22 protein-coding genes and 1 riboswitch are annotated in these 23,021 nt (G+C 64.1%); of the genes, 14 read left to right on the top strand and 8 right to left on the bottom strand.

All coding sequences use genetic code 11. The features are described from left to right. Positions 1 to 10 precede the first annotated feature (10 nt). Positions 11 to 736, bottom strand: a complete 726-nt coding sequence (locus FJ941_RS11565; RefSeq protein WP_140505590.1) for an MgtC/SapB family protein — start codon at positions 734 to 736, stop codon at positions 11 to 13. A 249-nt stretch (positions 737 to 985) separates the two neighbouring features. Between FJ941_RS11565 and FJ941_RS11560 the strand changes: the two genes are divergently transcribed. The 10 genes from FJ941_RS11560 to FJ941_RS11515 all read left to right on the top strand — a co-directional run bounded on the left by FJ941_RS11560 (position 986) and on the right by FJ941_RS11515 (position 12,803). Next, entirely contained in the window at positions 986 to 1,960 is a 975-nt protein-coding gene (locus tag FJ941_RS11560) for a sugar-binding transcriptional regulator (RefSeq protein WP_027142217.1), read from the top strand. Between the two features lie 45 nt (positions 1,961 to 2,005). Continuing rightward, on the top strand, positions 2,006 to 3,451 hold the full coding sequence (locus FJ941_RS11555) for an extracellular solute-binding protein (RefSeq protein ID WP_027142218.1): 1,446 nt from the start codon (positions 2,006 to 2,008) through the stop codon (positions 3,449 to 3,451). Between the two features lie 160 nt (positions 3,452 to 3,611). Next, positions 3,612 to 4,535 carry a sugar ABC transporter permease gene (locus FJ941_RS11550; protein ID WP_140505586.1) on the top strand — a complete coding sequence of 308 codons (924 nt, stop codon included), beginning with the start codon at positions 3,612 to 3,614 and terminating at the stop codon, positions 4,533 to 4,535. Between the two features lie 9 nt (positions 4,536 to 4,544). Next, positions 4,545 to 5,402: a carbohydrate ABC transporter permease gene (locus tag FJ941_RS11545; RefSeq protein ID WP_027142220.1), complete on the top strand. Its 858-nt coding sequence runs from the start codon at positions 4,545 to 4,547 to the stop codon at positions 5,400 to 5,402. A 2-nt stretch (positions 5,403 to 5,404) separates the two neighbouring features. After that, a complete protein-coding gene (locus FJ941_RS11540) occupies positions 5,405 to 6,523 on the top strand; it encodes an ABC transporter ATP-binding protein (protein WP_140505584.1) in 1,119 nt (372 codons plus the stop codon). Next, complete coding sequence (locus tag FJ941_RS11535) at positions 6,520 to 7,644, top strand: ABC transporter ATP-binding protein (RefSeq protein ID WP_140505582.1); 1,125 nt, start codon at positions 6,520 to 6,522, stop codon at positions 7,642 to 7,644. The genes FJ941_RS11540 and FJ941_RS11535 overlap by 4 nt, the downstream gene beginning before the upstream one ends. After that, positions 7,644 to 9,197 (top strand): FGGY-family carbohydrate kinase, encoded by a 1,554-nt coding sequence (locus FJ941_RS11530; protein WP_140505580.1) that lies wholly within the window; start codon positions 7,644 to 7,646, stop codon positions 9,195 to 9,197. The genes FJ941_RS11535 and FJ941_RS11530 overlap by 1 nt, the downstream gene beginning before the upstream one ends. Before the next feature lie 10 nt (positions 9,198 to 9,207). Beyond that, the gene (locus FJ941_RS11525) at positions 9,208 to 10,248 is read left to right on the top strand and encodes a 2-hydroxyacid dehydrogenase (protein WP_140505578.1); all 1,041 of its coding nucleotides are present in this window, start codon (positions 9,208 to 9,210) and stop codon (positions 10,246 to 10,248) included. A 46-nt stretch (positions 10,249 to 10,294) separates the two neighbouring features. Continuing rightward, positions 10,295 to 11,812, top strand: coding sequence for a glycerol-3-phosphate dehydrogenase (locus FJ941_RS11520; RefSeq protein WP_140505577.1), 1,518 nt, complete (start codon positions 10,295 to 10,297; stop codon positions 11,810 to 11,812). Positions 11,813 to 11,861: 49 nt separating this feature from the next. After that, entirely contained in the window at positions 11,862 to 12,803 is a 942-nt protein-coding gene (locus FJ941_RS11515; RefSeq protein WP_140505575.1) for a TIM barrel protein, read from the top strand. A gap of 55 nt (positions 12,804 to 12,858) precedes the next feature. Here the strand turns inward: FJ941_RS11515 and fba are convergent, their stop codons facing one another. Then, entirely contained in the window at positions 12,859 to 13,923 is a 1,065-nt protein-coding gene (fba, locus tag FJ941_RS11510) for a class II fructose-bisphosphate aldolase (protein ID WP_140505573.1), read from the bottom strand. Between the two features lie 259 nt (positions 13,924 to 14,182). Between fba and FJ941_RS11505 the strand changes: the two genes are divergently transcribed. From FJ941_RS11505 to FJ941_RS11495, 3 genes are read left to right on the top strand one after another with little or no spacing between them, the layout of a single operon-like run. Next, complete coding sequence (locus FJ941_RS11505; protein WP_140505572.1) at positions 14,183 to 14,953, top strand: DeoR/GlpR family DNA-binding transcription regulator; 771 nt, start codon at positions 14,183 to 14,185, stop codon at positions 14,951 to 14,953. An 18-nt stretch (positions 14,954 to 14,971) separates the two neighbouring features. Further along, positions 14,972 to 15,730, top strand: coding sequence for a triose-phosphate isomerase (locus tag FJ941_RS11500; RefSeq protein WP_140505570.1), 759 nt, complete (start codon positions 14,972 to 14,974; stop codon positions 15,728 to 15,730). A 25-nt stretch (positions 15,731 to 15,755) separates the two neighbouring features. Further along, positions 15,756 to 16,196 carry an RpiB/LacA/LacB family sugar-phosphate isomerase gene (locus tag FJ941_RS11495; protein ID WP_140505568.1) on the top strand — a complete coding sequence of 147 codons (441 nt, stop codon included), beginning with the start codon at positions 15,756 to 15,758 and terminating at the stop codon, positions 16,194 to 16,196. Here the strand turns inward: FJ941_RS11495 and dhaL are convergent. The 4 genes from dhaL to FJ941_RS11475 all read right to left on the bottom strand — a co-directional run bounded on the left by dhaL (position 16,193) and on the right by FJ941_RS11475 (position 19,948). Then, positions 16,193 to 16,828, bottom strand: a complete 636-nt coding sequence (gene dhaL, locus FJ941_RS11490) for a dihydroxyacetone kinase subunit DhaL (RefSeq protein ID WP_140505567.1) — start codon at positions 16,826 to 16,828, stop codon at positions 16,193 to 16,195. The genes FJ941_RS11495 and dhaL overlap by 4 nt on opposite strands. Before the next feature lie 10 nt (positions 16,829 to 16,838). Beyond that, entirely contained in the window at positions 16,839 to 17,846 is a 1,008-nt protein-coding gene (locus tag FJ941_RS11485) for a dihydroxyacetone kinase subunit DhaK (protein ID WP_140505565.1), read from the bottom strand. 134 nt (positions 17,847 to 17,980) lie between these two features. Next, positions 17,981 to 18,454 (bottom strand): 6,7-dimethyl-8-ribityllumazine synthase, encoded by a 474-nt coding sequence (locus tag FJ941_RS11480; protein WP_027142233.1) that lies wholly within the window; start codon positions 18,452 to 18,454, stop codon positions 17,981 to 17,983. A 77-nt stretch (positions 18,455 to 18,531) separates the two neighbouring features. Then, a riboswitch (FMN riboswitch) is annotated at positions 18,532 to 18,676 on the bottom strand. Between the two features lie 96 nt (positions 18,677 to 18,772). Then, positions 18,773 to 19,948, bottom strand: coding sequence for an MFS transporter (locus tag FJ941_RS11475; RefSeq protein WP_140505563.1), 1,176 nt, complete (start codon positions 19,946 to 19,948; stop codon positions 18,773 to 18,775). 48 nt (positions 19,949 to 19,996) lie between these two features. Here FJ941_RS11475 and FJ941_RS11470 point away from each other — a divergent pair, with 48 nt between their 5' ends. After that, positions 19,997 to 20,536: an Lrp/AsnC family transcriptional regulator gene (locus tag FJ941_RS11470; RefSeq protein ID WP_140505562.1), complete on the top strand. Its 540-nt coding sequence runs from the start codon at positions 19,997 to 19,999 to the stop codon at positions 20,534 to 20,536. A gap of 117 nt (positions 20,537 to 20,653) precedes the next feature. Here the strand turns inward: FJ941_RS11470 and mtnA are convergent, their stop codons facing one another. Further along, the gene (mtnA, locus tag FJ941_RS11465) at positions 20,654 to 21,748 is read right to left on the bottom strand and encodes an S-methyl-5-thioribose-1-phosphate isomerase (protein ID WP_140505560.1); all 1,095 of its coding nucleotides are present in this window, start codon (positions 21,746 to 21,748) and stop codon (positions 20,654 to 20,656) included. After that, entirely contained in the window at positions 21,745 to 23,016 is a 1,272-nt protein-coding gene (gene mtnK, locus FJ941_RS11460; RefSeq protein WP_140505558.1) for an S-methyl-5-thioribose kinase, read from the bottom strand. Before mtnK ends, mtnA begins: the two co-directional genes overlap by 4 nt. Between the last annotated feature and the right edge of the window lie 5 nt (positions 23,017 to 23,021).

Here is a 23,021-nt window from a genome sequence, read left to right as displayed (position 1 = left end):
CTTCGTCTCTTCAGGACGCCTTTTCGCCGACTAGATTAAATCGCTCGATCTCGCATTCGCGGCTGACCAGCGTCAGGATTTCCGTTGAAGGTTCGGTCGCATCGGACTGTCTCCATGCGAGATTGAACGAGTACACGAAGCGGTCGCGGCTGATGTCATGCTCCATCTTGGCAAGGCGTGCGCCATAGCCGAGCGGCCGCACCATCTCCTGCAGGTCGGGCGGTGAACTTTTTGGCCAGGAAACCGACAGGATCGCATGGTGGTCGCGCGGAACCTTGAGGTCCACCCATTTCAACACCTGAAGCGTCAGCAGCGTCAGCACTGTTGCAATTGCCGCAAGACCGAACTGCCCGCCGCCAAAGGCAAGCCCGATCATCGTCATGATCCACATGGTGGCCGCGGTGGTGACGCCGGTCACGAGATCGCCGCGCCGCAGGATGGCGCCGCCGCCGATGAAGCCGACGCCGGTCAGCACGCCGAGCGGCAGACGCAGCACGTCCATGCGGGCGAAGAAATCCATTCCCTTGCCCGTCGTATCAAGCAGCAAGTTGGCCTGGATCATCGCAACAGCGGCCGCAAGGCCGACCAGGATGGTCGTCCGAAGCCCGGCGGTGTGGCCGCGCGCTTGCCGGTTGAGGCCAATGAGGAAACCAGCCAGCACCACAAGCAGCAGCCGTGCGACAAGATCGGGCCATGTCGGATGAAGCGGCATATCGCAGCAAAGCGGCTCGAACATCGTTCTGTCAGGCGGCGCCGGCGCTCCGCCTCTCCTGCTTCCCCGGGGGTTCTCGGCACCGCTCGGCGCCGATGTTCCTTGTGGCTCGCCGGCGCGCCGCGACTTCGGGCCGTCGATGTAAGAACCTCTTCACCCTGCCGAAGTTCCCGCTGGCCAACCGCCACGCGATTTGAAAGGTGGCGCTTGACTTCGGTTCCGGCATGTGAAAAATTTTGCAGCAACTGATAAAAATATCACCGGGACGGAAACGTGGTTGGTTTTGGAAACGGCCTTTCGCGGGACGATGATGCCAGCATGGCGGCGCGCGCCGCGTGGCTTCATTACGCCGGCGGCCTGACCCAGTCCGAGGTCGCCAAGCGGCTGGGGCTGACCAGCCTCAAGGCCCACCGCCTCATCACCAAGGCCAACCAGGAAGGGCTGGTGAAGGTCTATATCGACGGCGAAGTGTCGGAATGCGTCGAGCTCGAGGACGAATTGTCCCGCCGCTACGGCCTCGATTATTGCGAGGTGGTCCCGGATTTCGATTCCGAGGATCTGCCGCTCAAGGCGCTCGGCATTGCCGGGGCGCAGTTCCTCAAGCGCGAGATCGAACGAGGCGAGCAGGCGCTGATCGGCGTCGGCCATGGCCGCACGCTCGCTGCTTGCGTGGAGTACCTGCCGCGCACCACCACCGACCGGATCCGTTTCGTCTCGCTGCTCGGCGGCCTGACACGGAAGTTCTCGGCCAACCCGCATGACGTCATTCACCGTCTCGCCGAGCGCACCGGAGCCGAAGCCTATGTGATGCCGGTGCCGATGTTCGCCAACACGGCGGAGGACCGCATCGTGCTGCTGGGCCAGAAGGGCATCAGCGAGGTCTTCGATCTCGCCAGATCCGCCGACCTGCTGTTGGCCGGCGTCGGTACCGCCGAGCGCGAGGCTTCGCTGGTTGCCACCGGCATGATCGAGAAAGGCGAGATGGAGGAGATCCGCCGCAATGGCGGCGTCGGCGAATTGCTCGGCCATTTCTTCGACGACGCCGGCAAGGCGGTCGCGACCACCGTTTCCAACCGGGCGCTGGCACTGGCGCGCGAGGATATCGCCAGCCGCCGGATCGTCGCTGTCGCCGGTGGCAAGATCAAGGTTCGCGCCATCAAGTCGGTGCTGGAGGGGCGCTATTTGAAAGGCCTGATAACAGACGAGCGGACGGCGCGATCGCTCGTGGAAGAGACGCCGGTCGGGTAGCCGGCAACGGTTCAGTTGAAACTACCCTGTGGAGGAGAAGACCAAATGCATGAGAAAGAGAAAGACCTCATAGACGCCTTCCTGCGCGGACAAGTCGACCGTCGCGGATTGATCAAGGGCCTTGGGGCGATGGGCCTCGCCGCCGGCACCGCCGGCACGCTGCTCAACCTGGGCCAGACCCGCGCGCTTGCCGCGGACTTCGACTGGCAGGCGCATAAGGGCAAGACCATCAAGCTCTTGCTCAACAAGCATCCATATGCCGACGCCATGATCGCCAATCTTGAGAACTTCAAGAAACTGACCGGCATGAACGTCGTCTACGACGTATTCCCTGAAGACGTCTATTTCGACAAGGTGACGGCCGCATTGTCGGCGAGCTCGCCCGAATATGATGCCTTCATGACCGGCGCGTACATGACCTGGACCTATGGCCCAGCCGGCTGGATCACCGACCTCAACGAATGGATCAAGGATCCGGCCAAGACCAACCCGAACTATGCCTGGGACGACTTCCTGCCAGGCGTCAGGAATTCCTGCGCCTGGAACGGCAAGCCGGGCGGAGCTCTGGGATCGGAAGATGCCAAGCAATGGTGCATTCCGTGGGGGTTCGAGCAGAACAACATCACCTACAACAAGGCGATGTTCGATAAGGCGGGCGTCAAGGTCCCCGGCAATATGGACGAGATGGTGGCCGCTGCCGCCAAGCTCACCAAGGATGTCGGCGGCGGCGTCTACGGCATTGGTGTGCGCGGCTCGCGCTCCTGGGCGACCATCCATCCGGGATTCCTGTCGGCTTACGCCAATTTCGACCAGAAGGATCTGAATGTGTCGGCCGACGGCAAATTGTCGGCCGCCATGAACACCGCCCAGTCCAAGGCTTTCCACAAGCAGTGGGTGCAGATGATCCAGGAGAGCGGCCCGAAGGACTGGTCGACCTACACCTGGTACCAGGTGGGCACCGATCTGGGCGCCGGCGCCTCGGCGATGATCTTCGACGCCGATATCCTCGGCTACTTCATGAATGGCGGCGACAACAAGATGGCCGGCAAGCTTGCCTTCGCCGCCTTCAAGGCGAATCCGGAGGCCAAGGCACCAACGCCGAACATCTGGATCTGGTCGCTGTCGATGTCCAACTTCTCCAAGGACAAGGACGCCACATGGTACTTCATGCAATGGGCCTCCGGACCCGAGCATGCGCTGTTCGGCGCCACCAAGATGGATTTCGTCAACCCGGTCCGGCAGTCGGTCTGGAAGGATGAAGCTTTCCGCGAGAAGCTGAACAAGAGCTATCCGGGCTATGTCGAGATGTTCGACGCCTCGGCACCCGGCGCCTCGATCAAGTTCACGGCGCAGCCGCTTTTCTTCGATCTCACCACCGAATGGGCGGCGACGCTGCAGAAGATGGTGTCCAAGGAAGTGCCGGTCGACGAAGGCCTCGATAAGCTGGCCGAGAGCATCAATGGCCAGCTCAAGGAAGCCGGTCTCGGTTAAGTCGCAACGAGGGCCGGCCTGCTTGGCGGGTCGGCCCTCGTCATACCTTTTCATGTTTGCGATGCGGTGCCGAAAGGTGACCGCTATTTCGCCCGACCGGCCGCCTTGCTCCCTTGGGCGGCCGGCAGGGGCGAAGCGACAGCAACAACGGAGCAGCTCGATGACTGCGGTGGTATCGCAAAGGCTCAAGCCATCCGGCTTCAGGATCAGCAAGCGGGTGCTGCCCTATGTGCTCAGCCTGCCGGCCCTGCTGGTCTGCATCGGCATCCTGATCCCGTTCCTGACCTCGGTCGTTTACTCGTTCCAGCGCTACCGGCTGAGCCAGCCCTGGGCGCGGCAGTTCAACTGGGGCGACAACTACATCTCCTTCTTCACCGATCCGAAATTCTGGAACACGCTGAAAGTCTCGCTGCTCTATGCCGGCACCACCGTCGTGCTGGAACTGCTTTTGGGCCTTGCCATCGCCTTGCTGCTGCAGAAGCGCTCGACGCTGAACAACTTCATCTCGATCATGCTCCTGATGCCGCTGATGACGGCGCCGGCGCTGGCAGCGCTGATGTGGAAGCTGATGACCAATCCCGGCTTCGGCGTGCTGAGCTATCTCGCCAGCCTCATCGGGCTGCAGGATTTCCGCTGGGCATCGTCGCCGTCGACGGCGCTGTTGACCGTCGTGCTGGTCGACATCTGGGTCTACACGCCTTTCATCATGATCCTGCTGCTTGCCGGCCTGCGCAGCCTGCCGACGCAGCCCTTCGAGGCGGCGGCACTCGACGGCGTGCCGCGGAGCTTCGTCTTCTTCCGCATTACCCTGCCGATGCTGACACCCTACATCCTGACGGCGACGCTGTTCCGCCTGCTCGATTCCATCCAGCAGTTCGACATCATCTACGCGATGACGCAAGGCGGCCCGGGCGACACGCTGACCGTCTTCCAGGTCGAGGCCTATCTCAACTTCTTCCAGTCGACCAATGTCGGCCGCTCGGCGGCGCTGATGATCATCCTGTGGGCGATCACCTATTTCCTCTCCAACATCTTCATCAAGAACTGGCTCAGGCTGCGCGAACGCGCCCGCGGCCAGGCATAGGAGGCGGCGATGGAACATACCTCGCTTCTCGAACGCATCCTGCGCGGCGTGGCACTGACGCTGGTGGTGATCTTCTTCATGTTCCCGATCGTCTGGATTTTCATGATGTCGTTCCAGACCAACGAGACCATCCTGCGCATCCCGCCTCAGCTCATCTTCGAACCGACGCTGGCCAATTACACCGCGCTGATCACCGGCAAGCTGATGACCGCCGCCGGCACGCTCGACATCGCCTTCATGCGCAACCTCTGGAATTCGGTGTTCCTGTCGGTGACCTCGGTGGCGGTTTCGCTGCTGCTCGGCGTGCCGGCCGCCTACGCCTTCGCTCGCCACAAATTCCGCGGCTCGGAGGACATCGCTTTCACGCTGCTGTCGTTCAGGTTCGCGCCGGCACTTCTGGTGCTGTTGCCGCTCACACTCTATTTCCAGAAGCTCGGCCTGGCCAACACCTATATCGGGCTGATCTGGGTCTACCAGCTGATCTGCCTGCCGCTGATCCTGTGGATCGTGCGCGGCTATTTCGAGGATATCCCGGCTGACATCGAATATGCCTACCGCATTGGCGGCCATTCCTGGTTCGCCACCTTCCGCAAGATCGCGCTGCCGCTCGCCGGCCCTGGCATCGCTGCGGCCGGCCTGCTCGCCTTCATCTTCGCCTGGAACAATTTCGTCTTCGCGCTGGTGCTGGCTTCGGCCGACAAGCAGCCGGTGACGGTCGGCGCGCTCGCCTTCATCACCTCATCCGGCATCCAGTACGGCCAGATTTCGGCGGCCATCGTCTTGTCGATCACGCCGACGCTGGCGCTCGCCCTTTACGCACAGCGCTATCTGGTCGAAGGCCTGTCGCTCGGCGCGGTGAAAGGATAGAAATGGCCAGCCTCGAACTCAGAAATCTCGTCAAGCGCTACAAGAGCCAGACCGTCCTCGACAATTTGTCGCTGACCGTCGCGGATGGCGAAACGCTGGTCCTGTTCGGACCCTCGGGCGCCGGCAAGACGGTGCTGCTGCGCCTGGTCGCCGGCGTCATCGATCCGGACGAAGGCAACATCCTTATCGGCGGCGAGGACATGACCGATGTCGACGCGGAATTCCGCGGCGTCGGCATGGCGTTCCAGAATTTCGCGCTGTTTCCGCATATGAGCGCGTTCGACAACATCGCGACGCCGCTCGAGGCCAAGCGCTCGTCGCAGAGCGCGATCAAGGCCGGCGTCGAGAGCGTCGCCAAACTGTTGAAGATCGGCCATGTGCTGAGCCACAAACCACGCGCTCTCTCCAATGGCCAAAAGCAGCGCACGGCCCTTGCCCGCGCTTTGGTCGGTTCACCGCCGCTGCTGCTGCTCGACGATCCCTTGCGCAATGTCGACGCCAAGCTGCGCTTCGAGATGCGGCTCGAACTGCCCAGGCTGCTCGCCGATCGCGGCGCCACCGTCGTCTACGTCACCCAGGATTACAAGGAAGCAATGGCGCTCGGCGACCGTATCGCTGTGATGTCGCAAGGCGTCATCAGGCAGCTCGGCACGCCCGAGCAGATCTATCGCGAGCCGGCCAACATCGAGATCGCGCGGCTGTTCGGCGACCCGACCATCAATCTGCTCGACGTCAAGCCCGCGCGCGATGGCAGGGGGGGCTATGTCGGCCTGTCCAATGTGCAGGTCCATCTCGCCGATGTTCCCGAGATCGCCATCGGTCGCGACTGCATCATCGGGCTGAGGCCGGAGGCACTGCATTTCGTTGGCGAAAACGAGCCCGGCGCCATTCCGGTGACGGTCGAGGCCGAGACGCCGCTCAACGAAAAGATCGTCACCCTGGTGCGCACCGTTCGCGGCCGTGAAATCCTGGTCTCGCGCCCGGCCGGAACGCCGGGCCGCAGCGAAGGCAAGGCCCATATCGTCGTCGACGGCAAGAGCGCCTTGTTGTTCGACAGGGCGAGCGGTGAGCGCATAGGCGCGAAGAACATTGTCAATCTGCGCAGCGGAGAAGCGGCATGAGCGCCAGCGCACTCACCATTTCCGGCGTCGACAAGTTTTATGGCCCGATCGACCGTGGCGTTCACGCCGTCAAGCACCTGACGATGGAAATCGGCAAGGGCGAGATCGTGGCGCTGCTCGGTTCGTCCGGCTGCGGCAAGACCTCGACGCTGCGCATGATCGCCGGTTTCGAGGAGGTCTCGCGCGGCACGATCGCGGTCGCCGGCCGCAAGGTACAGACCTTGCCGCCGGTCAGGCGCAATGTGGCGATGGCCTTCGAGGGCTACTCGCTCTATCCGCCGCTCACCGTGCGCGAGAACATGGCCTTTGCCCTCAAGGCCGCCCGGCTGCCCAGGAGCGAGGTCGATGCCAAGGTCGCCAGCATCGCCAAACTGCTGGAGATCGAGGACATATTGGAGCGCTATCCCAGCTCCATTTCGGGTGGTCAGCAGCAGCGCGCCAGTCTTGGCCGGGCGTTGATCCGGGAAGCCGACCTGCATCTGCTCGACGAGCCGATGGGGCAACTCGAACCGCAGCTTCGCGCGGTGCTGCGCGGCCGCATCAAGCATTTCATCAAGGAGCGCGGCCTGACCGCGATCCTGGTCACCCACGATCAGACCGAGGCCAACGCGCTTGCCGACCGCATCGCGGTGATGGAAGGCGGCGTGCTGCAGCAGTTCGACACGCCGGACCGGCTCAAGGAGCGTCCGGCCAACCTGTTCACCGGAACCTTCGTCGGCGAACCGCCGATGAACGTCTTCGAGGCCTTTGTCGGGACGGTCGGCGGCCGCATCAATCTGCGGCTGCCCGACGGGCTGTCGCTCGACTATGACAAGGACGCCTTCAGCGCTCCGGTTCGCGACCAGTTGCTCAGCCGCGAGCGAGTCGTCATCGGCATCAGGCCTTACGCGGTCCGACGCTCGAAAGAGGGTGTTCCGGCCAGGGTCTCGGCCAACCAATGGCTCGGCGACCAGACCCACATCGCCGCCGATTTCGCCGGCGGTTCGCTGGTACTGGTCGAGCATGACCGCACCCGGCTCGACCTTGGCGCGCCCATCAACGTCAGCATCGATCCGAAAAACCTGCACGTCTTCGACCAGGCGAGCGGCATGGCCATCTCGCACGGCATGGAGCTCGCGTGATGCGCGACATACTGATCGGCATCGATGCCGGCACCTCCGTCATCAAGTCCATCGCCTTCGACACGAAAGGCCGCCAGATCGCGGCCGCGGCGACGCCGAACCATTATCTGACGATGCCGGGCGGCGGCGCCGAACAGGATCTGGCGCGCACCTGGTCCGATGCCGCCACGACCCTGCGCCAGCTCGCCGACAAGGTGCCCGATCTCGCCAGCCGGACCGTCGCCATCGCGGTGACCGGGCAGGGCGACGGCACCTGGCTGATCGATGGCAAGGGCGAGCCGGTGGCCAAGGGCTGGCTTTGGCTCGACGCGCGCGCCGCCGGCGTCGTTGAGGAAATCCGCGCGCGGCCCGACGACCGGCTGCGCTTCGAAAAGACCGGCAGCGGGCTTGCCGCCTGCCAGCAGGGCTCGCAGTTTGTCTTCATGAAGCGCACCATGCCCGAAATGCTCGGCAAGGCTGCCACCGCGTTCCACTGCAAGGACTGGCTCTATTTCAAGCTCACCGGCGAACGCGCCACCGATCCGTCCGAAGGGACCTTCACTTTCGGCGACTTCCGCACCCGCGACTATAGCGGCGACGTGCTCGACGTCCTCGGCGTCGCCGATCTCAGGCACCTGCTGCCGCCGATTGTCGACGGCACGAGGCACAGCACCGGACTGTCGCCGGCGGCTGCCGCCATCACCGGCATGCTTGCCGGGACACCCGTTGTGCTCGGTTATGTCGATGTCGTCTGCACCGCGCTCGGCGCCGGCCTCCTCGATCGCGAGCGCAAGCCCGGCTGCTCGATCATCGGCTCCACCGGCATGCACATGCGGCTGGCCGAGACGCCCGGCGATGTGCAGCTGAACGAAGCGGCGACCGGTTATACGATGGCGATGCCGGCGCCGGGCGTCTTCGCGCAGATGCAGTCCAATATGGCGGCGACGCTCAACATCGACTGGGTGCTTGGCCTTGCCTCGGGCATTCTCGCCTCGCAAGGCATAACCCGCAGCAATGGCGAGATGATCGCGCTGGTCGATGCCTGGATCGCGGCCTCGCAGCCGGCCTCGCTGCTCTATCAGCCCTACGTGTCTGAAGCGGGTGAGCGCGGACCGTTCGTCGATGCCAATGCCAGGGCGGGCTTCGTCGGCATTTCGTCGCGCCACGGCTACGCCGATCTGGTGCGCGCCGTCTTCGAAGGCTTGGCCTTCGCGGCGCGCGACTGCTACGCCGCCATGGGCCCGCTGCCACGCGAAATCCGCCTGACCGGCGGCGCCGCCAGAAGCCCGGCGCTGCGCAAGATACTGGGTGCGGCCATCGGCGCCGACACGCGCACAAGCGCGCGCGAGGAGGCCGGCGCCGCCGGTGCGGCGATGATCGCCGCGGTCTGCGTCGGCCAATACGCCTCCATGGACGAATGCGTCGGCGAATGGGTGACGCCGTTGCTCGGCGAGGCCGAACCGAGCGACCCGGACCTCGCCGCGATCTACGACAGGATGGCCCCCTCCTACATGCTGGCGCATCAGGCCTTGCGGCCGGTCTGGCGTGCCATGGCGACATCGCAGGAAAATTGAGAAGTCGAGTATGCCCAGGAAAATAGCGATCATTGGCGACAACTTCATGCTGCCGGAGGTGTTTCGCGCCAAAATCGAGAAGGTTGCCAGTGGTGACCTCGACATCAGGACCTTGCAGACGGCCTGGCCCGACGAGCCGATGGAGTTCGGCAATCCGGCGCTCGGCCTCGACAAGGTCAAGGAATATTTCGGCCATCCCGACGAGGTCGTCGACTTCATCGGCGACGCCGAAATCCTCGTCACCCAGCTTGCGCCCCTGTCGGAAGGCATGATGGGGCGCCTGCCATCGCTCAAACTGGTCGCGGTGTCGCGCGGCGGACCGATCAACATCGACATGGCCGCCGCCAAGACGCACGGCATCACCGTGGTCAATGTGCCCGGCCGTAACGCCACCGCCGTGGCCGAGTTCACCATCGGCGCCATCCTTGCCGAGACGCGCCTGATCCGGGTCGGCCACGAGGCCCTGCGCAAGGGGGAATGGCGCGGCGATCTCTACCGCGCCGACCGCACCGGCCGCGAACTCGGCGAAATGACCGTGGGCGTCGTCGGCTACGGCAATATCGGCACGAAAGTGGTGCGTCTGCTGCGTGCCTTCGGCTGCCATGTCCTGGTCAGCGATCCCTATGTGCAGTTGAGCGCCGAGGATCGCAACGCCGGCGTCGAACTGGTTGCGCTCGACGATCTCCTGTCGCGCGCCGACGTGGTCACGCTGCATTCGCGGGTGACCGGGGAAACACGCGGCCTGATCGGTAAGGAGACCATCGCGCGGATGAAGCCGGGGGTGATCTTCGTCAATACGGCGCGTGGCCCATTGGTCGACTATGACGCGCTTTACGAGGCGCTGGTTTCGGGGCAGATCGCCAGCGCCATGCTGGAGACCTTCGCGGTCGAGCCGGTGCCCTCTGACTGGCCGCTGCTGCAGCTGCCCAACGTGACGCTGACGCCGCATATCGCCGGCGCCTCGGTGCGCACCGTGACCTATGCCGCCGAGCAGGCCGCCGAGGAGCTACGCCGTTACCTGGCCGGCCTGCCTCCGGTCAATCCGTGCTGAGAGCGATGGCCATGATGCGAAAATCGGGCAGCGGGGCGACGGCAAGATGAGCGTCGGCCCTGACATCGTCGATCTCTTCGTCATCGGCGGCGGCGTCAACGGCGCCGGCATCGCGCGCGACGCCGCCGGCCGCGGGCTTTCCGTCATCCTGTGCGAAAAGGACGATCTCGCCGAAGGCACCAGTTCGCGCTCGGGCAAGCTCGTCCATGGCGGTCTGCGCTACCTCGAGTATTATGAGTTCCGCCTGGTGCGCGAGGCGCTGATCGAGCGCGAGGTGCTGCTGGAATCGGCGCCGCACATCATCTGGCCGATGCGCTTCGTGCTGCCGCACAGCCCCGATGACCGGCCGGCATGGCTGGTGCGGCTCGGCCTGTTCCTCTACGACCATCTCGGCGGTCGCAAGCGGCTGCCGGCCACCCGGACGCTTGACCTGCGCACCGCGCCCGAGGGAGCGCCGATCAAGGACAGTTTCAAGCGCGGCTTCGAATATTCCGATTGTTGGGTCGACGATGCCCGCCTCGTCGTCATCAATGCGCTCGACGCCGCCGAACGGGGAGCGAAGGTCTTCACCCGCACTGCCTGCACCGCCGCCCGCCGCGAGGGCGGCCTCTGGGTCGTCGAGATGCGTGACGTCAGGACCGGCATCAAGACCAGTGTGCGGGCCCGCGCGCTGATCAATGCCGCCGGTCCCTGGGTGAATGACATCGTCAATCGCGTTGCCGGCCAGAATTCCAGGCGTAATGTCCGCCTCGTCAAGGGCAGCCATATCGTCGTGCCCAAGTTCTGGGAGGGAAGGCAAGCCTATCTCGTCCAGAACAGCGACAAGCGCGTCATCTTCATCAATCCCTACCAGAACGATCTCGCGCTGATCGGAACCACCGACATTCCCTACGAAGGCCGGCCGGAGGATGTGACCGCGGATGAGAGCGAGATCGACTACCTCATCAAAGTGGTCAACCGCTATTTCAAGCGCGGCCTTGCGCGCAACGATGTGGTCTATTCCTTCTCCGGCGTCAGGCCGCTCTATGACGACAACGCCGACAATCCGAGCGCGGTGACCCGCGACTATATTTTCGAACTCGACGCGCCGGACGCGCAGGCGCCGCTGCTCTCCGTCTTCGGCGGCAAGATCACCACCTTCCGCAAACTGGCCGAGCACGCGCTGGACAGGATCGCGCCATTCTTTCCCCGCATGGGCAAAGCGTGGACCGCAAAGGCGCATTTGCCCGGCGGCGATATCGCCAATGCCGATTTCGAACAGTTCCTCGGCGACCTCGCGAATGAGTATCCATGGATGCCGGCATCGCTGCTCAAGCATTACGGCCGGCTCTACGGCACCAGGACGCGGTCCGTGGTCGGCGGCGCCCGTTCGCTCGCCGCACTGGGGCGGTGCTTCGGCAGGGATTTCTTCGAGCGCGAGGCGAACTACCTCTTTGAACGGGAATGGGCGGAAGACGCGGCCGACATTCTCGAACGGCGCACCAAGCATGGCCTGCATCTGTCCGCCGAGGAGAAGTCGGCCTTCGAGCATTGGTGCGCGACCCGGCAGGCGAGGGCAGGCTGATGGCGCTCACTGTCCCTATTTCGGCGACAGCGTTGAAGGGATAGCGACCTTGGCCTTCACGCTCTCCCTCAACACCAATCCGCTGGTCAACCGCTTCGCGGAGCCCGACGATCTGATCGACACCATCGCCTATGGCATCGGCATCAGGGACGTTCAACTCACGCACGAATTCGTCAATCCGGGCTGGCCCGCGGCGACGATCGTCAAATTCGTCCGCCTGTTCCGCAACGCCTTGAACCGCACCGGCGTGCGCGTCACCTCCGGCATGACTGGTCCCTACGGCCGGCTCAACCATTTCGGCCATCCCGATGCCGATGTGCGCCGCTACTATGTCGACTGGTTCAAGACCTTTGCCGATATCTCGGCCGAGCTTGGCGCTAGCGGCATGGGCACGCAGTTCGCCATTTTCACGCATCGCGACTTCGACGACGCCGCCCGCCGCGCGCGTCTGTTCGACATCGCGCTGGACTGCTGGCGCGAGGTCGCCGAACACGCCCGGGCGGCAGGCCTGAGCTACCTGTTCTGGGAGCCGATGTCGGTCGGCCGCGAATTCGGCCACACGATCGAGAATTGCCGGATGCTGCAGGATGCGATCGATGCCGCCGGCATGGCCATTCCGCTGGAGATGATGGTCGACATCGACCATGGCGACGTGACCTCCTCCAACCCGGCCGACATCGATCCCTATGCCTGGGCCGAAGCCTTTCCTCTGAAGTCACCGATCATCCACGTCAAGCAGTCGTCGATGAACAAGGGCGGCCACTGGCCGTTCACCGCGGCCCACAACAAGGACGGCCGCATCACGCCTGAGAAGCTGCTGGAGACGGTGCGCCGCGGCGGCGGCTCCGACAACGAGATCTGCCTCGAACTGTCGTTCCGCGAGCGCGAGCCGGTCGACCATCAGGTGGTCGCCATGATCCGCGAGTCGGTCGACTATTGGGCGCCCTTCATCGAGACCGGCAGGCCTGGCCTGCTGCCGAAAGCCGGATAGAAATCGGACAGGAGCCGATGCGGCTCCTGTCCATGAAATGCAAACCGGATCGAACTCAGGCGAATTTCGGATCGAGGCTGCCCGACTTGTAGCGCTTGGCCATTTCCGAGACCGGGATCGGCTTGATCTTCGGCGCATTGCCGGCGGTGCCGAATTGCTCGAAGCGCTCCTTGCAGAGCTTTCTCATCGCCGCCATGGCCGGCGTCAGGTATTTGCGCGGATCGAACTCGCTTGGGTTTTCGGTCAGCACCTTGCGGATCGCGCCGGTCAACGCCATGCGGTTGTCGGTGTCGATGTTGATCTTGCGCACGCCATGCTTGATGCCGCGCTGGATCTCTTCCACCGGGACGCCCCAGGTCGGCTTCATCTGGCCGCCATATTTGTTGATGATCTCCTGCAGGTCCTCCGGCACCGAGGATGAGCCGTGCATGACCAGGTGCATGTTCGGCAGCCGGCGGTGGATCTCCTCGATGACATTCATGGCCAGAACCGCGCCGTCGGGCTTGCGCGAGAATTTATAGGCGCCGTGGCTGGTGCCCATGGCCACCGCCAGCGCATCGACATGAGTGTCGCGCACGAACTGCTCGGCCTGCACCGGATCGGTCAAGAGCTGGTCGTGGCTGATCGCGCCTTCGACACCGTGGCCGTCTTCCTGTTCGCCGCCGCCGCTCTCGAGCGAGCCCAGCACGCCGATCTCGCCTTCCACCGACACGCCACCCCAATGCGCCATGTCGACCACACGCCGTGTGATACCGGAATTATAGGCATAGTCGGCCGGCGACTTGCCGTCTTCCTTCAGCGAACCGTCCATCATCACCGAGGTGAAGCCGTACTGGATCGCGGTGACGCAGGTGGCTTCGTTGTTGCCGTGGTCGAGATGCATGCAGACCGGGATGTCGGGATGGATTTCGACCAGGGCGTCGATCAGCTTGGCCAGCACCACGTCATTGGCGTAGGCGCGCGCACCGCGGCTCGCCTGCAGGATGACAGGCGACTTGGTCTCCTCCGCGGCCTCCATGATGGCCAGGCCCTGTTCCATGTTGTTCATGTTGAAGGCCGGCACGCCATAGCCGTGTTCGGCGGCGTGATCGAGCAATTGTCTCAGTGTGATGCGAGCCAACGATTAGTCTCCCGTATCTGGTTTCAAACCTGTGGTTGCGGGCTGTCCGCGCATCGTTCAGCCCACCGATGCTTCTGGCCGGAATTCCGCGCAACCGCAACCGTGACAGACCGTCCCGGCAGCAATTCTTGTTACAGCGGCGCGATAAAAGCCGGCGAAATATCTCATTATCACAAAAATTATGGTACATGCGCGGCAATGTCTGTTATGTCTGAGTTCGATTAAGGAGCCAGGCTTCTGCGTTGGCGGGTCGGCGAGAATGAAGAGCGACAACAGACGGCAAGGCATCATGGACTTCCTGGTGGACGCCGGCGCGGCCAGCGTCGACGACCTCGCCTCGCGTTTTGGCGTCTCCAGGATGACCGTGCACCGCGACTTGGACGAGCTCGAGGAGAGTGGCTTCCTACGCAAGGTGCGCGGCGGCGCCTCGATACAGCCGAGCAGCCTCTTCGAAAGCGATTTCCGCTACCGGCAGAAGCAGGCGACTGGGGAAAAGCAGCGCCTTGCGGCGGCGGCCGCGGCCATGATCGAACCCGGCCAGACGGTCATCATCGACGACGGCTCGACGGCGGGCGGTATCGCGCGACATCTCGCGGAACTCAGGCCGCTGACGGTGATCACCAACAATCTCGCCGCCATCCAGGATCTGGCCGGTGCCGGAGGCATCAACCTGATCGCGCTCGGCGGCCAATACTCGAAGAAATTCCATGGCTTCTTCGGCCTGCTTGCCGAGGCTTCGCTGCGATCGCTGCGCGCCGATGTCGCCTTCCTGTCCTCATCCGCCATCCACGGCGCCTCCGCCTTCCATCAGGACCAGGAAGTGGTGCAGGCCAAGCGGCTGATGATGGCTGCGGCGACCCGCAAATACCTGCTGGTCGATCACGGCAAGTTTGGCCGTAGCGCGCTGCATTTCCTGACCGATCTCAAGGCATTCGAGGCCGTCTTCACCGGACGCGAGCCGGAGCCCGGGATGCGCGCGACGCTGGATGCGGCCGGGGTTTCGCTGACGGTGGTCGCCGACAAGGATTGAGGATCAAGGAGAGTACGCGTGGTTTACTGGGTCGGTACAAGCTGGAAGATGAACAAGACGCTCGCCGAGGCGCTTGATTTTGCCGGGGCGCTGGCCGGCTTCGTGCCGGGTTTCGACGATCGCATCCAGCCTTTCGTTATTCCGCCTTTCACGGCGGTGCGCGAAGTCAGCCAGGCGCTGTCGGCGACGCGCATCAAGGTCGGCGCGCAGAACATGCATTGGGCCGATGCCGGCGCCTGGACCGGCGAGATCTCGCCGGTGATGCTGAACGATTGCGGCCTCGACCTGGTCGAACTCGGCCATAGCGAGCGGCGCGAGCATTTCGGCGAGACCGATCGCACGGTCGGGCTGAAGACGGCGGCGGCGGTCAAGCATGGATTGATACCGCTGATCTGCGTCGGCGAGACGCTGGCCGAGCGCGAAAGCGGCAAGGCCGATGCGGTGCTCACCAATCAGGTCGAGGGTGCATTGCAATTCCTCGAAGGCGAGGCGAAGGGGGCAAAAATCCTGTTCGCCTACGAGCCGGTCTGGGCGATCGGCGACAAGGGCATTCCAGCCAGTTCCGATTATGCCGACAAGCAGCAGGCGCTGGTCAAGAAGGTCGCCGCCGGTCTGCTGCCGTCCGCGCCGCCGGTGCTCTATGGCGGCAGCGTCAACCCTGGCAATGCCGCGGAACTGATCGACCGGCCCAACATCGATGGCCTGTTCATCGGCCGCTCCGCCTGGCAGGCCGAAGGCTACATCGACATCCTGCGCCGCGCATCAGCCGCGATCTGAATCAATCGAACTGGAAAGGACAAAAATGAAAATAGCCATTGGAGCCGATAGCGCCGGCAAGCCGCTGCTCGACGTCATCGCCGCGCATCTGGCAACCAAGCCCGGCCTCACCGTCAGTGATCTCAGCCAGGCCGGTTATTATGCCGACCTGTCGCAGAAACTTGCCCAGACGATCGTCGACGGCGAAAACGACCGTGGCATCCTGTTCTGCGGCACCGGCATCGGCGTCTCGATCTCGGCCAACAAGGTGCCGGGGATCCGCGCGGCACTTACCCACGACACCTACTCGGCCGAACGCGCGGCGAAATCCAACAACGCCCAGATCATCACCATGGGCGCCCGTGTTATCGGTCCGGAACTGGCCAAGGCCATTGTCGACACGTGGCTGGCCTCGGAGTTCGACGAGAAGGGTCCCTCGGCCGGCAACGTCCAGGCGATCAACAGGCTCGACGCGGCAAAGGGCTAAGAGAGACTGTCGCGCATGGCCCTGATGATGGTGACGGCCGAGGCCGCGCCTGGGTCCATATGCCCGAGCGACCGCTCGCCAAGCCGTGACGAGCGGCCCTTGGCGGCGATCATGTCCTTGGTCGATTCCGCGCCGCGCTCGGCGGCGGCAAGGGCTGCCTGCAGGCTTTCAGCAAGGTCTTTTCCTGCTGCATTGCTGGCGCCGGCCGCTTCCGCTGCCGGTTGCCAGGCGTCGACCATTGTCTTCTCGCCGATCTCGGCCTTGCCGCGATCCTTGATGCCTTGCGCCATGGCCTGCAGCAGCGCGACGAACTCGGCATCCGCGAGCGTCGCCTTGCCCTTGACGGCGGCGGCGGTGCGCATGAAGGCGGTGGCATAGAGCGGACCGCAGGACGCGCCGACGGCATTGAGGAACGATTTCGCCGCCGTGTTGAGGAGCGCGGTCGGCTCGGTCGCCGCAAGGTCGAGCAATGCCAGCGCATCGCGCACGGCGTTGAACCCGAGCGCCATCGCAATGCCGTGGTCGGCGTCGCCGATGACGCCGTCGAGCTGGCAAAGCCGGTCCCTGTCGGCTTCGATCGCCACCGCGATGGCATCTAACATTCTTTTCAGGTCGGAGGCGGCGATGGTCATGGAGCGCTCCTCAGCCGGCACGGAACATGGCGCAGTCGCAGGGATGGTCGAGCATCGTCTGCAACTCTTCGTCGAGATGGAAAAGCGTCACCGAGGCGCCGGCCATTTCCAGCGACGTGCAATAATTGCCGACCCAGGTCGCGTGGACGGAAACGCCGATTGCATCGAGCCGCTGCTTGACCCGACGGTTCATGATGTAGAGCTCCATCAGCGGCGTCGATCCCAGCGAGTTGACCAGCACCGCGACCTTGTCGCCCCGCTTCGGCGCCATCTCGGCGAAAATCCTGTCGAGCATCTCGTCGGCAATCTCATCGGCGGTCCCGAGCTTGCCGCGCGCGATGCCGGGTTCGCCATGGATGCCCATGCCGATCTCCATCTCGTCGGCGCCGATGTCGAAATTCGGCCGCCGCGTCTGCGGCAGCGAGCAGGGCGACAGCGCCACGCCCATGGTGAAGGTGTGGTCGTTGGCCTTGCGCGCGATGCGTTCGCATTCGTCGAGCGAGAGCATGAGGTCGCAGGCCGCACCGGCGGCCTTGAATATGAAGAAATTGCCGGCGACACCACGCCGCTTCTGCCGCTGGTCGCGCGGTGCCGAGGCGACGTCGTCGGTGGTCAGCACGGTTCGCACCTCGACGTCGTCCATGCCGGCCATCTCGGCCGCCATGTCGAAATTCATCACATCGCCGGCATAGTTGCCGTACATGAACAGGACGCCGGCACCGCCGCTGACCGCCTTGGCGCATTCCAGGATCGGATCCGGTGGTGGCGAGGCAAAGACGTTGCCGATCGCCGCCGCGTCCGCCAGCCCCTTGCCGACAAAGCCGAGAAAGGTCGGCTCGTGGCCGGAGCCGCCGCCGATCACCAGCCCGACCTTGCCGGGCCGTGCGCCGTCGCGGGCGATGATCGAGCGCGGGCTGCCGTCCACGCTTGTGAGATGGCGAGGATGCGCGGCCAGGATCCCTTCGAGCATTTCGTCGACGGCGCGGTTGCCGTCGTTGATGATCTTCTTGGTCTGCATCGGCATCCTCCCACTCGGCATTTTCCTGGTCTTGTTTATGCACATTGTCACCCCAAAACCGCTGCGCGTTTTTTTGGGCGACATGCATCCGATACTACCGGCTGTTGCCGGGATTTCCACCCGGCTTCAGTGCTTCAGGCCGCGATCTTTTCCCGCGCGGCGAGGATCTGCACACAGGCGTTGGCCGCCTCTTTGCCCTTGACCGTGAAATGCTCGAAGAAGAAGCGGTGATGCTCGGCGCTGTCGTGAAAATTGTGCGGCGTGAGCACCGCCGACAGGACCGGCACGCCGGTCGACAGCTGCACGTTCATCATGCCGTCGATGACTGCACCGGCGACGAAGTCGTGCCGGTAGATGCCGCCATTGACGACGAACGCCGTGCCGAGGATCGCGGCGTAGCGGCCGGTCCCGGCAAGCGTCTTGGCATGCAGCGGAATCTCGTAGGCGCCGGGCACGTCGAAGACGTCGACGGCAAAGCGTCCGCCGCCGATCTCGGCCAGCTCCGCCTCGAAGGCTTGCACGCACTGGTCGACGATGTCGGCATGCCAGCGCGCCCTGATGACGGCGACGCGGGTTGTTTCATAGTCTTTGTGGGAATGCTGATTCATGGGTCCATCCTTCCGTTTCGAACCAGAATCAGGACGCACGATACGAAATCCGGCCCGCCGAGGCGGTCCGTTTTCCGTTTCGTTCTCTTTCATCCGGACTCTAACCGTCGGCTCCGGAATCACACCGGATCTGCTGACCTTTCCGATGCCGGAAAGCGCTCGCGGGCTTCGGCCGAAGCCGTTACCGCCGGTGGGGACTTTCACCCCGCCCTGAGAACATTAACGCGCTCTGTATGAAGAGCAGGGGTGCCGCTGTCAACCGCGCGACAGGCCGCTGGCCAATCACGTTCTGTCGGCTGGAGCAATGCGATGATGGCTCTACCGGGTGCGCCACGCTGCAGCCGAGGCGGCAATCAGCATCAGCACCGCCGCGACCATCGCGCATGTGGCAAAGCCGAAGCCGGAATAGAGCGGCCCGAAGCCTGTGGTGCCGACGAACACCGCGAGGTAGGTTACCGCGCTGTTCAGGCCCATGATCGTACCCCGCCGTGACGGATCGAGCGCCGACAGGCGCATCACCAGCACGTTCAGGCCGAAATGATTGGCAAGCCCCCAGGCGGCCATCATGACGAGCGTCAGGCCATAGCTGTCGCTGGTCGCGGCGATCGCCACGTAGATCATGGCGACGAGAAGATAGGCGAAAGGCATGACGCGCCTCGCGCCAAGGCGATCGATGATGCCGTCGAAGAGCGCCGCCGTGCCGAACCCCGTGCCATAGGCGAGGGCCGCCAGACCGTTGGCGCTGACCGCCTGTCCCAGCCCGCTGTGAAGATGATCGCCGAGATAGCCATAAACACCGTAGAAGGCGGTCATGAAGGCGCCGCAGGCGACCAGCAGTGGCACGATGCCGGGAATGCCGATCGCCTCGAACGGCGAGGGCGCCGGCCCGGTCTTCCTGACATCCGGGAGCGACGATGCGCTGAGACCGCCGAGCGCCAGGGTGGCAAGCAGCGCCACGGCGGCGAAGACGGCGCGCCAGTGCACGAGATCGGCAAGCACCGCCGACAGTGAAACGCCGGCCACCATGCTGAGTGTCCATCCGGTCAGCACCACGCCGATCGTGCCGCTTTCGCGGCCGGGCGGAGCGATAGCCGCGGCACTGGCGTAGATTGCCGGCATCGCGACGCCGGCGGCAATGCCGGCGACAAGCTGCGCGGCAACCAGCGCGGCCACCGTGGGCGCGGCGGCGCTGGCGACCAGGGCCAATGCCAGCAGCAGCAAGGCCGCCTGAAGCATCCGGTGCGCGCCGACCCGGTCGATATGGCGTGCCAGGAACAGGGCGCTCGCCGATGTGCCGAGGCCGAAGGCGGCCGCCGCCGTCATCACCGTGGGAACGCTGGTCGCGAACGATACGGCCACCGCCGGAGCGATCGGGCCCAGCACCAGCGAATTCGAGCCGATCACGGCGATGCATCCGGTCAGGAGATAGGCAAGGGCCGGAATGGGCGGCCTGGTGTCCGCGTTCAAGGTTGCAATTTGATCATTGTTCGACATATCATCATAATGGCCGTATTAAATTCCGTGACAATCGGGAATATCGGCATGGATGAAGAAACAGATGGCATTCAGCGGAACAGGCCGGCGGCCCGGGATCTCGACGCGACCGACCGAAAGATATTAGGCGTTCTGGTCGACGACGCGACCGTCAGTTACGCCGAGCTCGGCGAACGTGTCGGCCTGTCGCCGCCGGCAGCGCATGAGCGCGTCAAGCGGCTTCGGCGCAGCGGCGCCATCCGCAACACGGCCGCCATCATTGATCCCAACGCGGTGAGAAAGCCGCTGCTCACCTTCGTCCACATCGACACCAGCGGCTGGGGCAAGACCCCGGAACTGATGGCGATCTCGGAATATCCCGAGGTCGAGGAGATCCACACCGTAGCCGGCGACACATGTGTCCTGCTCAAGGTGCGTACCGAGGATACCAAGGCGCTCGAAGGACTGCTGTTGCGTCTCTACGAGACACCCGGCGTCACCTCGACGCGCAGCTACGTGGTTCTGGCGACCTACCTCGAACGGCCGGTGCAGCCCGGCATCACGGCGCAATGGCCGACGCCGAAGCACATGGGCAAGCCGCTCTACTGAAGCAATTCCAGGAAAACTGTGCTGCGGTTTCCGTTGGGGATTGCGTGAAAACAGAGAGTTGGAGCGGCCGGCGATTCCAGCTGGACCGCTCTAACGGATGACGCAGCTCGGTTCTGATTATCCCCGCTCGGGGAACATCGCCTTCAGCCCTTCGCGCGATGCCTTGGCGATGCCGCGCTCGGTGATCAGTCCGGTCACCAGCCGTGCCGGCGTCACGTCGAAGGCGGGGTTCCTTGCCGGCGTCGCTTCGGGCGAGACACGCACCTGGGCGATCTCGCCCGTGGCGGTCTTGCCCCAGACCAGCGATACCTCGTCGCCCGAGCGCTCCTCGATCGGGATTTCGGCGAGGCCGTCGCCCACCGTCCAGTCGATGGTGGGAGAGGGCAGCGCGACGTAGAACGGCACGTCGTTGTCGGCTGCGGCGAGCGCCTTCAGATAGGTGCCGATCTTGTTGCAGACATCGCCGTCGGCTGTCGTGCGGTCGGTGCCGACGATGACCATGTCGATCGCGCCGCGCTGCATCAGATGGCCGCCGGCATTGTCGACGATCAGCGTGTGCGGCACGCCATGGCCGGCCATTTCCCAGGCGGTCAGTTGGGCTCCCTGGTTGCGCGGGCGTGTTTCATCCACATAGACATGGACCGGAATGCCCGCTTCCACAGCGAGATAGATCGGTGAGGTGGCTGTGCCGTAGTCGACAGTCGCCAGCCAGCCGGCATTGCAGTGGGTGAGGATATTGACCGGCTCGCCCGGCTGCTTGCGGGCCGCGATGTCCTTGATGATGGCGAGACCGTTCTCGCCGATGGCGCGGTTGAGCCCGACATCCTCGTCGGCGATTTCACTGGCGCGCCGATAGGCGGCAGCGGCGCGTTGTCCGGCCGGCAACGGCCGCAGGAAACGCCGCATCTCGTCCAGCGCCCAGCGCAGGTTGATCGCCGTCGGTCGTGTCTCGTGCAGTGTTTCCCACACGCTGTCGAGCGCTTCGTCGGACGGATCGTGCGCCATTTGCATGGCGACGCCGTAGGCCGCGGTGACCCCGATCAACGGTGCGCCGCGTACCCACATGTCGCGGATCGCGGTGGCGATGCCGGCGACCGTGCCAAGCTTCTCGATGCGGAATTCATGCGGCAGCCAGCGCTGGTCGACGATCTCCACCGAGCGGCCGTCGTCGCTGAGCCAGATGGTCCGATAGTGGCGGTCGCCGACGTTCAAATGCTGTTCTCCTGTTCGATCAGCGCGGCCAGATTGTTGACCTCGTCGATGCTGTGAATCTGGCGCCGGTTGACGGCGATGTGGCGGCCGAATTTCAGTGCCTTCGCCTCACAACTGGCGCGCAGATCTTCATCGGCAATGGTCTCGAAGTCGGCATTGTGGGCGAGGCCGAGGATGCGCCTGTGCACCTCGATGCCGGCAAAGCCGAGCAGATCGGTCCAGATCTGGTGCAGCACATGATCGAGCGCCTGCTCGGCGCCCAGCCTGTCGCCCTGATCCTCGAACAGGCTCTTCTGGTAGAGCATGCCGGTGCGCTCGGTGCGCCACAGGTGCGAGAACTCGGTGCGGAACACCGCCCATGTCTCGACCACGACATCGAGCAGATAGGCACGCATGGCGTCGCGCATGCCCTTCTGCTCATGCCCGCGTTGCGAGAAGAACGACATCCAGAAATTGGCGAGCAGCATGCCGACGTCGAACGCCATCGGACCGTAGAAGGCGAATTCCGGATCGATCATCCGCGTTTCCTGATCGGTGACCATGATCGAGCCGGAATGCAGGTCGCCATGCAGCAGCGTCTCGGCATTGGCGGTGAAGAGATGCTTCAGCCGCTGCGCCTCCACCTTGAGCTCGCGATCGGCCCGCAGTTCGGCCACCAGACCGTCGAGCTGCGGACTGGTGTGGCGGTTCATCTTGGCGTCGAAATACGGGTCTGAGAACACCAGGTTCTCGGTGATGTCGCAAAGCTCGACATTGTCCGCGAACAGCGCCAGGTCCGCCTTGCGCTCCTTGGTCACCATCGACAGGTCGGACCCGCGGAACAGGGTGCGGGCCATGAACAGGCCGATATCCCGGGCAATGTTCGGCAACTGCCGGCCTTCGATCAGCGCCCGCCGCAGGATGATGTGCGGCGACAGATATTCCATGATGATCAACGCCTGGACCTCGTCGAAGTAGTAGATCGCCGGCACCGAGCCCGGCGCGCGCGCCTCCTGCCGGGTCAGTGCGTGGTATTCGAAGAAGGAGCGCTTCAAAGGGAGCGGCCAGCTGTCGCCGACGAGCCGGACATAGGGCAGGGCTTGCTTGACGATGGCGCCGCCGCTGGCGCCTTCGACGATGAACACCAGGTTCAGATTGCCGTCCCCGACCTCGCGGACCTTCCAGGCGCTCGCATCCTTGCCGATCTTCGCGCACAGCGCTTCGTTCGTGCTGAGACGTGTTGCGAGCGTCTCCACCGACAATGCTTCGAACGGCAATTTCCCAGTCATCCTTG

The organism is Mesorhizobium sp. B2-3-13 (assembly GCF_006442195.1).
Classification (GTDB): Bacteria; Pseudomonadota; Alphaproteobacteria; order Rhizobiales; family Rhizobiaceae; genus Mesorhizobium; species Mesorhizobium salmacidum.
The sequence above is the reverse complement of the archived record's forward strand: the minus strand, read 5'-3'. Positions and strand labels throughout refer to the sequence as shown.

Coding starts and splice junctions, on each gene's coding strand:
- FJ941_RS11470 (WP_140505562.1), top strand. CDS start 19,997: ATGGATGAAGAAACAGATGGCATTCAGCGGAACAGGCCGGCGGCCCGG.
- FJ941_RS11475 (WP_140505563.1), bottom strand. CDS start 19,948: ATGTCGAACAATGATCAAATTGCAACCTTGAACGCGGACACCAGGCCG.
- FJ941_RS11550 (WP_140505586.1), top strand. CDS start 3,612: ATGACTGCGGTGGTATCGCAAAGGCTCAAGCCATCCGGCTTCAGGATC.
- FJ941_RS11565 (WP_140505590.1), bottom strand. CDS start 736: ATGTTCGAGCCGCTTTGCTGCGATATGCCGCTTCATCCGACATGGCCC.
- FJ941_RS11545 (WP_027142220.1), top strand. CDS start 4,545: ATGGAACATACCTCGCTTCTCGAACGCATCCTGCGCGGCGTGGCACTG.
- dhaL (WP_140505567.1), bottom strand. CDS start 16,828: ATGACCATCGCCGCCTCCGACCTGAAAAGAATGTTAGATGCCATCGCG.
- FJ941_RS11535 (WP_140505582.1), top strand. CDS start 6,520: ATGAGCGCCAGCGCACTCACCATTTCCGGCGTCGACAAGTTTTATGGC.
- FJ941_RS11525 (WP_140505578.1), top strand. CDS start 9,208: ATGCCCAGGAAAATAGCGATCATTGGCGACAACTTCATGCTGCCGGAG.
- FJ941_RS11495 (WP_140505568.1), top strand. CDS start 15,756: ATGAAAATAGCCATTGGAGCCGATAGCGCCGGCAAGCCGCTGCTCGAC.
- FJ941_RS11485 (WP_140505565.1), bottom strand. CDS start 17,846: ATGCAGACCAAGAAGATCATCAACGACGGCAACCGCGCCGTCGACGAA.
- FJ941_RS11555 (WP_027142218.1), top strand. CDS start 2,006: ATGCATGAGAAAGAGAAAGACCTCATAGACGCCTTCCTGCGCGGACAA.
- FJ941_RS11540 (WP_140505584.1), top strand. CDS start 5,405: ATGGCCAGCCTCGAACTCAGAAATCTCGTCAAGCGCTACAAGAGCCAG.
- FJ941_RS11505 (WP_140505572.1), top strand. CDS start 14,183: ATGAAGAGCGACAACAGACGGCAAGGCATCATGGACTTCCTGGTGGAC.
- FJ941_RS11520 (WP_140505577.1), top strand. CDS start 10,295: ATGAGCGTCGGCCCTGACATCGTCGATCTCTTCGTCATCGGCGGCGGC.
- mtnK (WP_140505558.1), bottom strand. CDS start 23,016: ATGACTGGGAAATTGCCGTTCGAAGCATTGTCGGTGGAGACGCTCGCA.
- FJ941_RS11480 (WP_027142233.1), bottom strand. CDS start 18,454: ATGAATCAGCATTCCCACAAAGACTATGAAACAACCCGCGTCGCCGTC.
- FJ941_RS11530 (WP_140505580.1), top strand. CDS start 7,644: ATGCGCGACATACTGATCGGCATCGATGCCGGCACCTCCGTCATCAAG.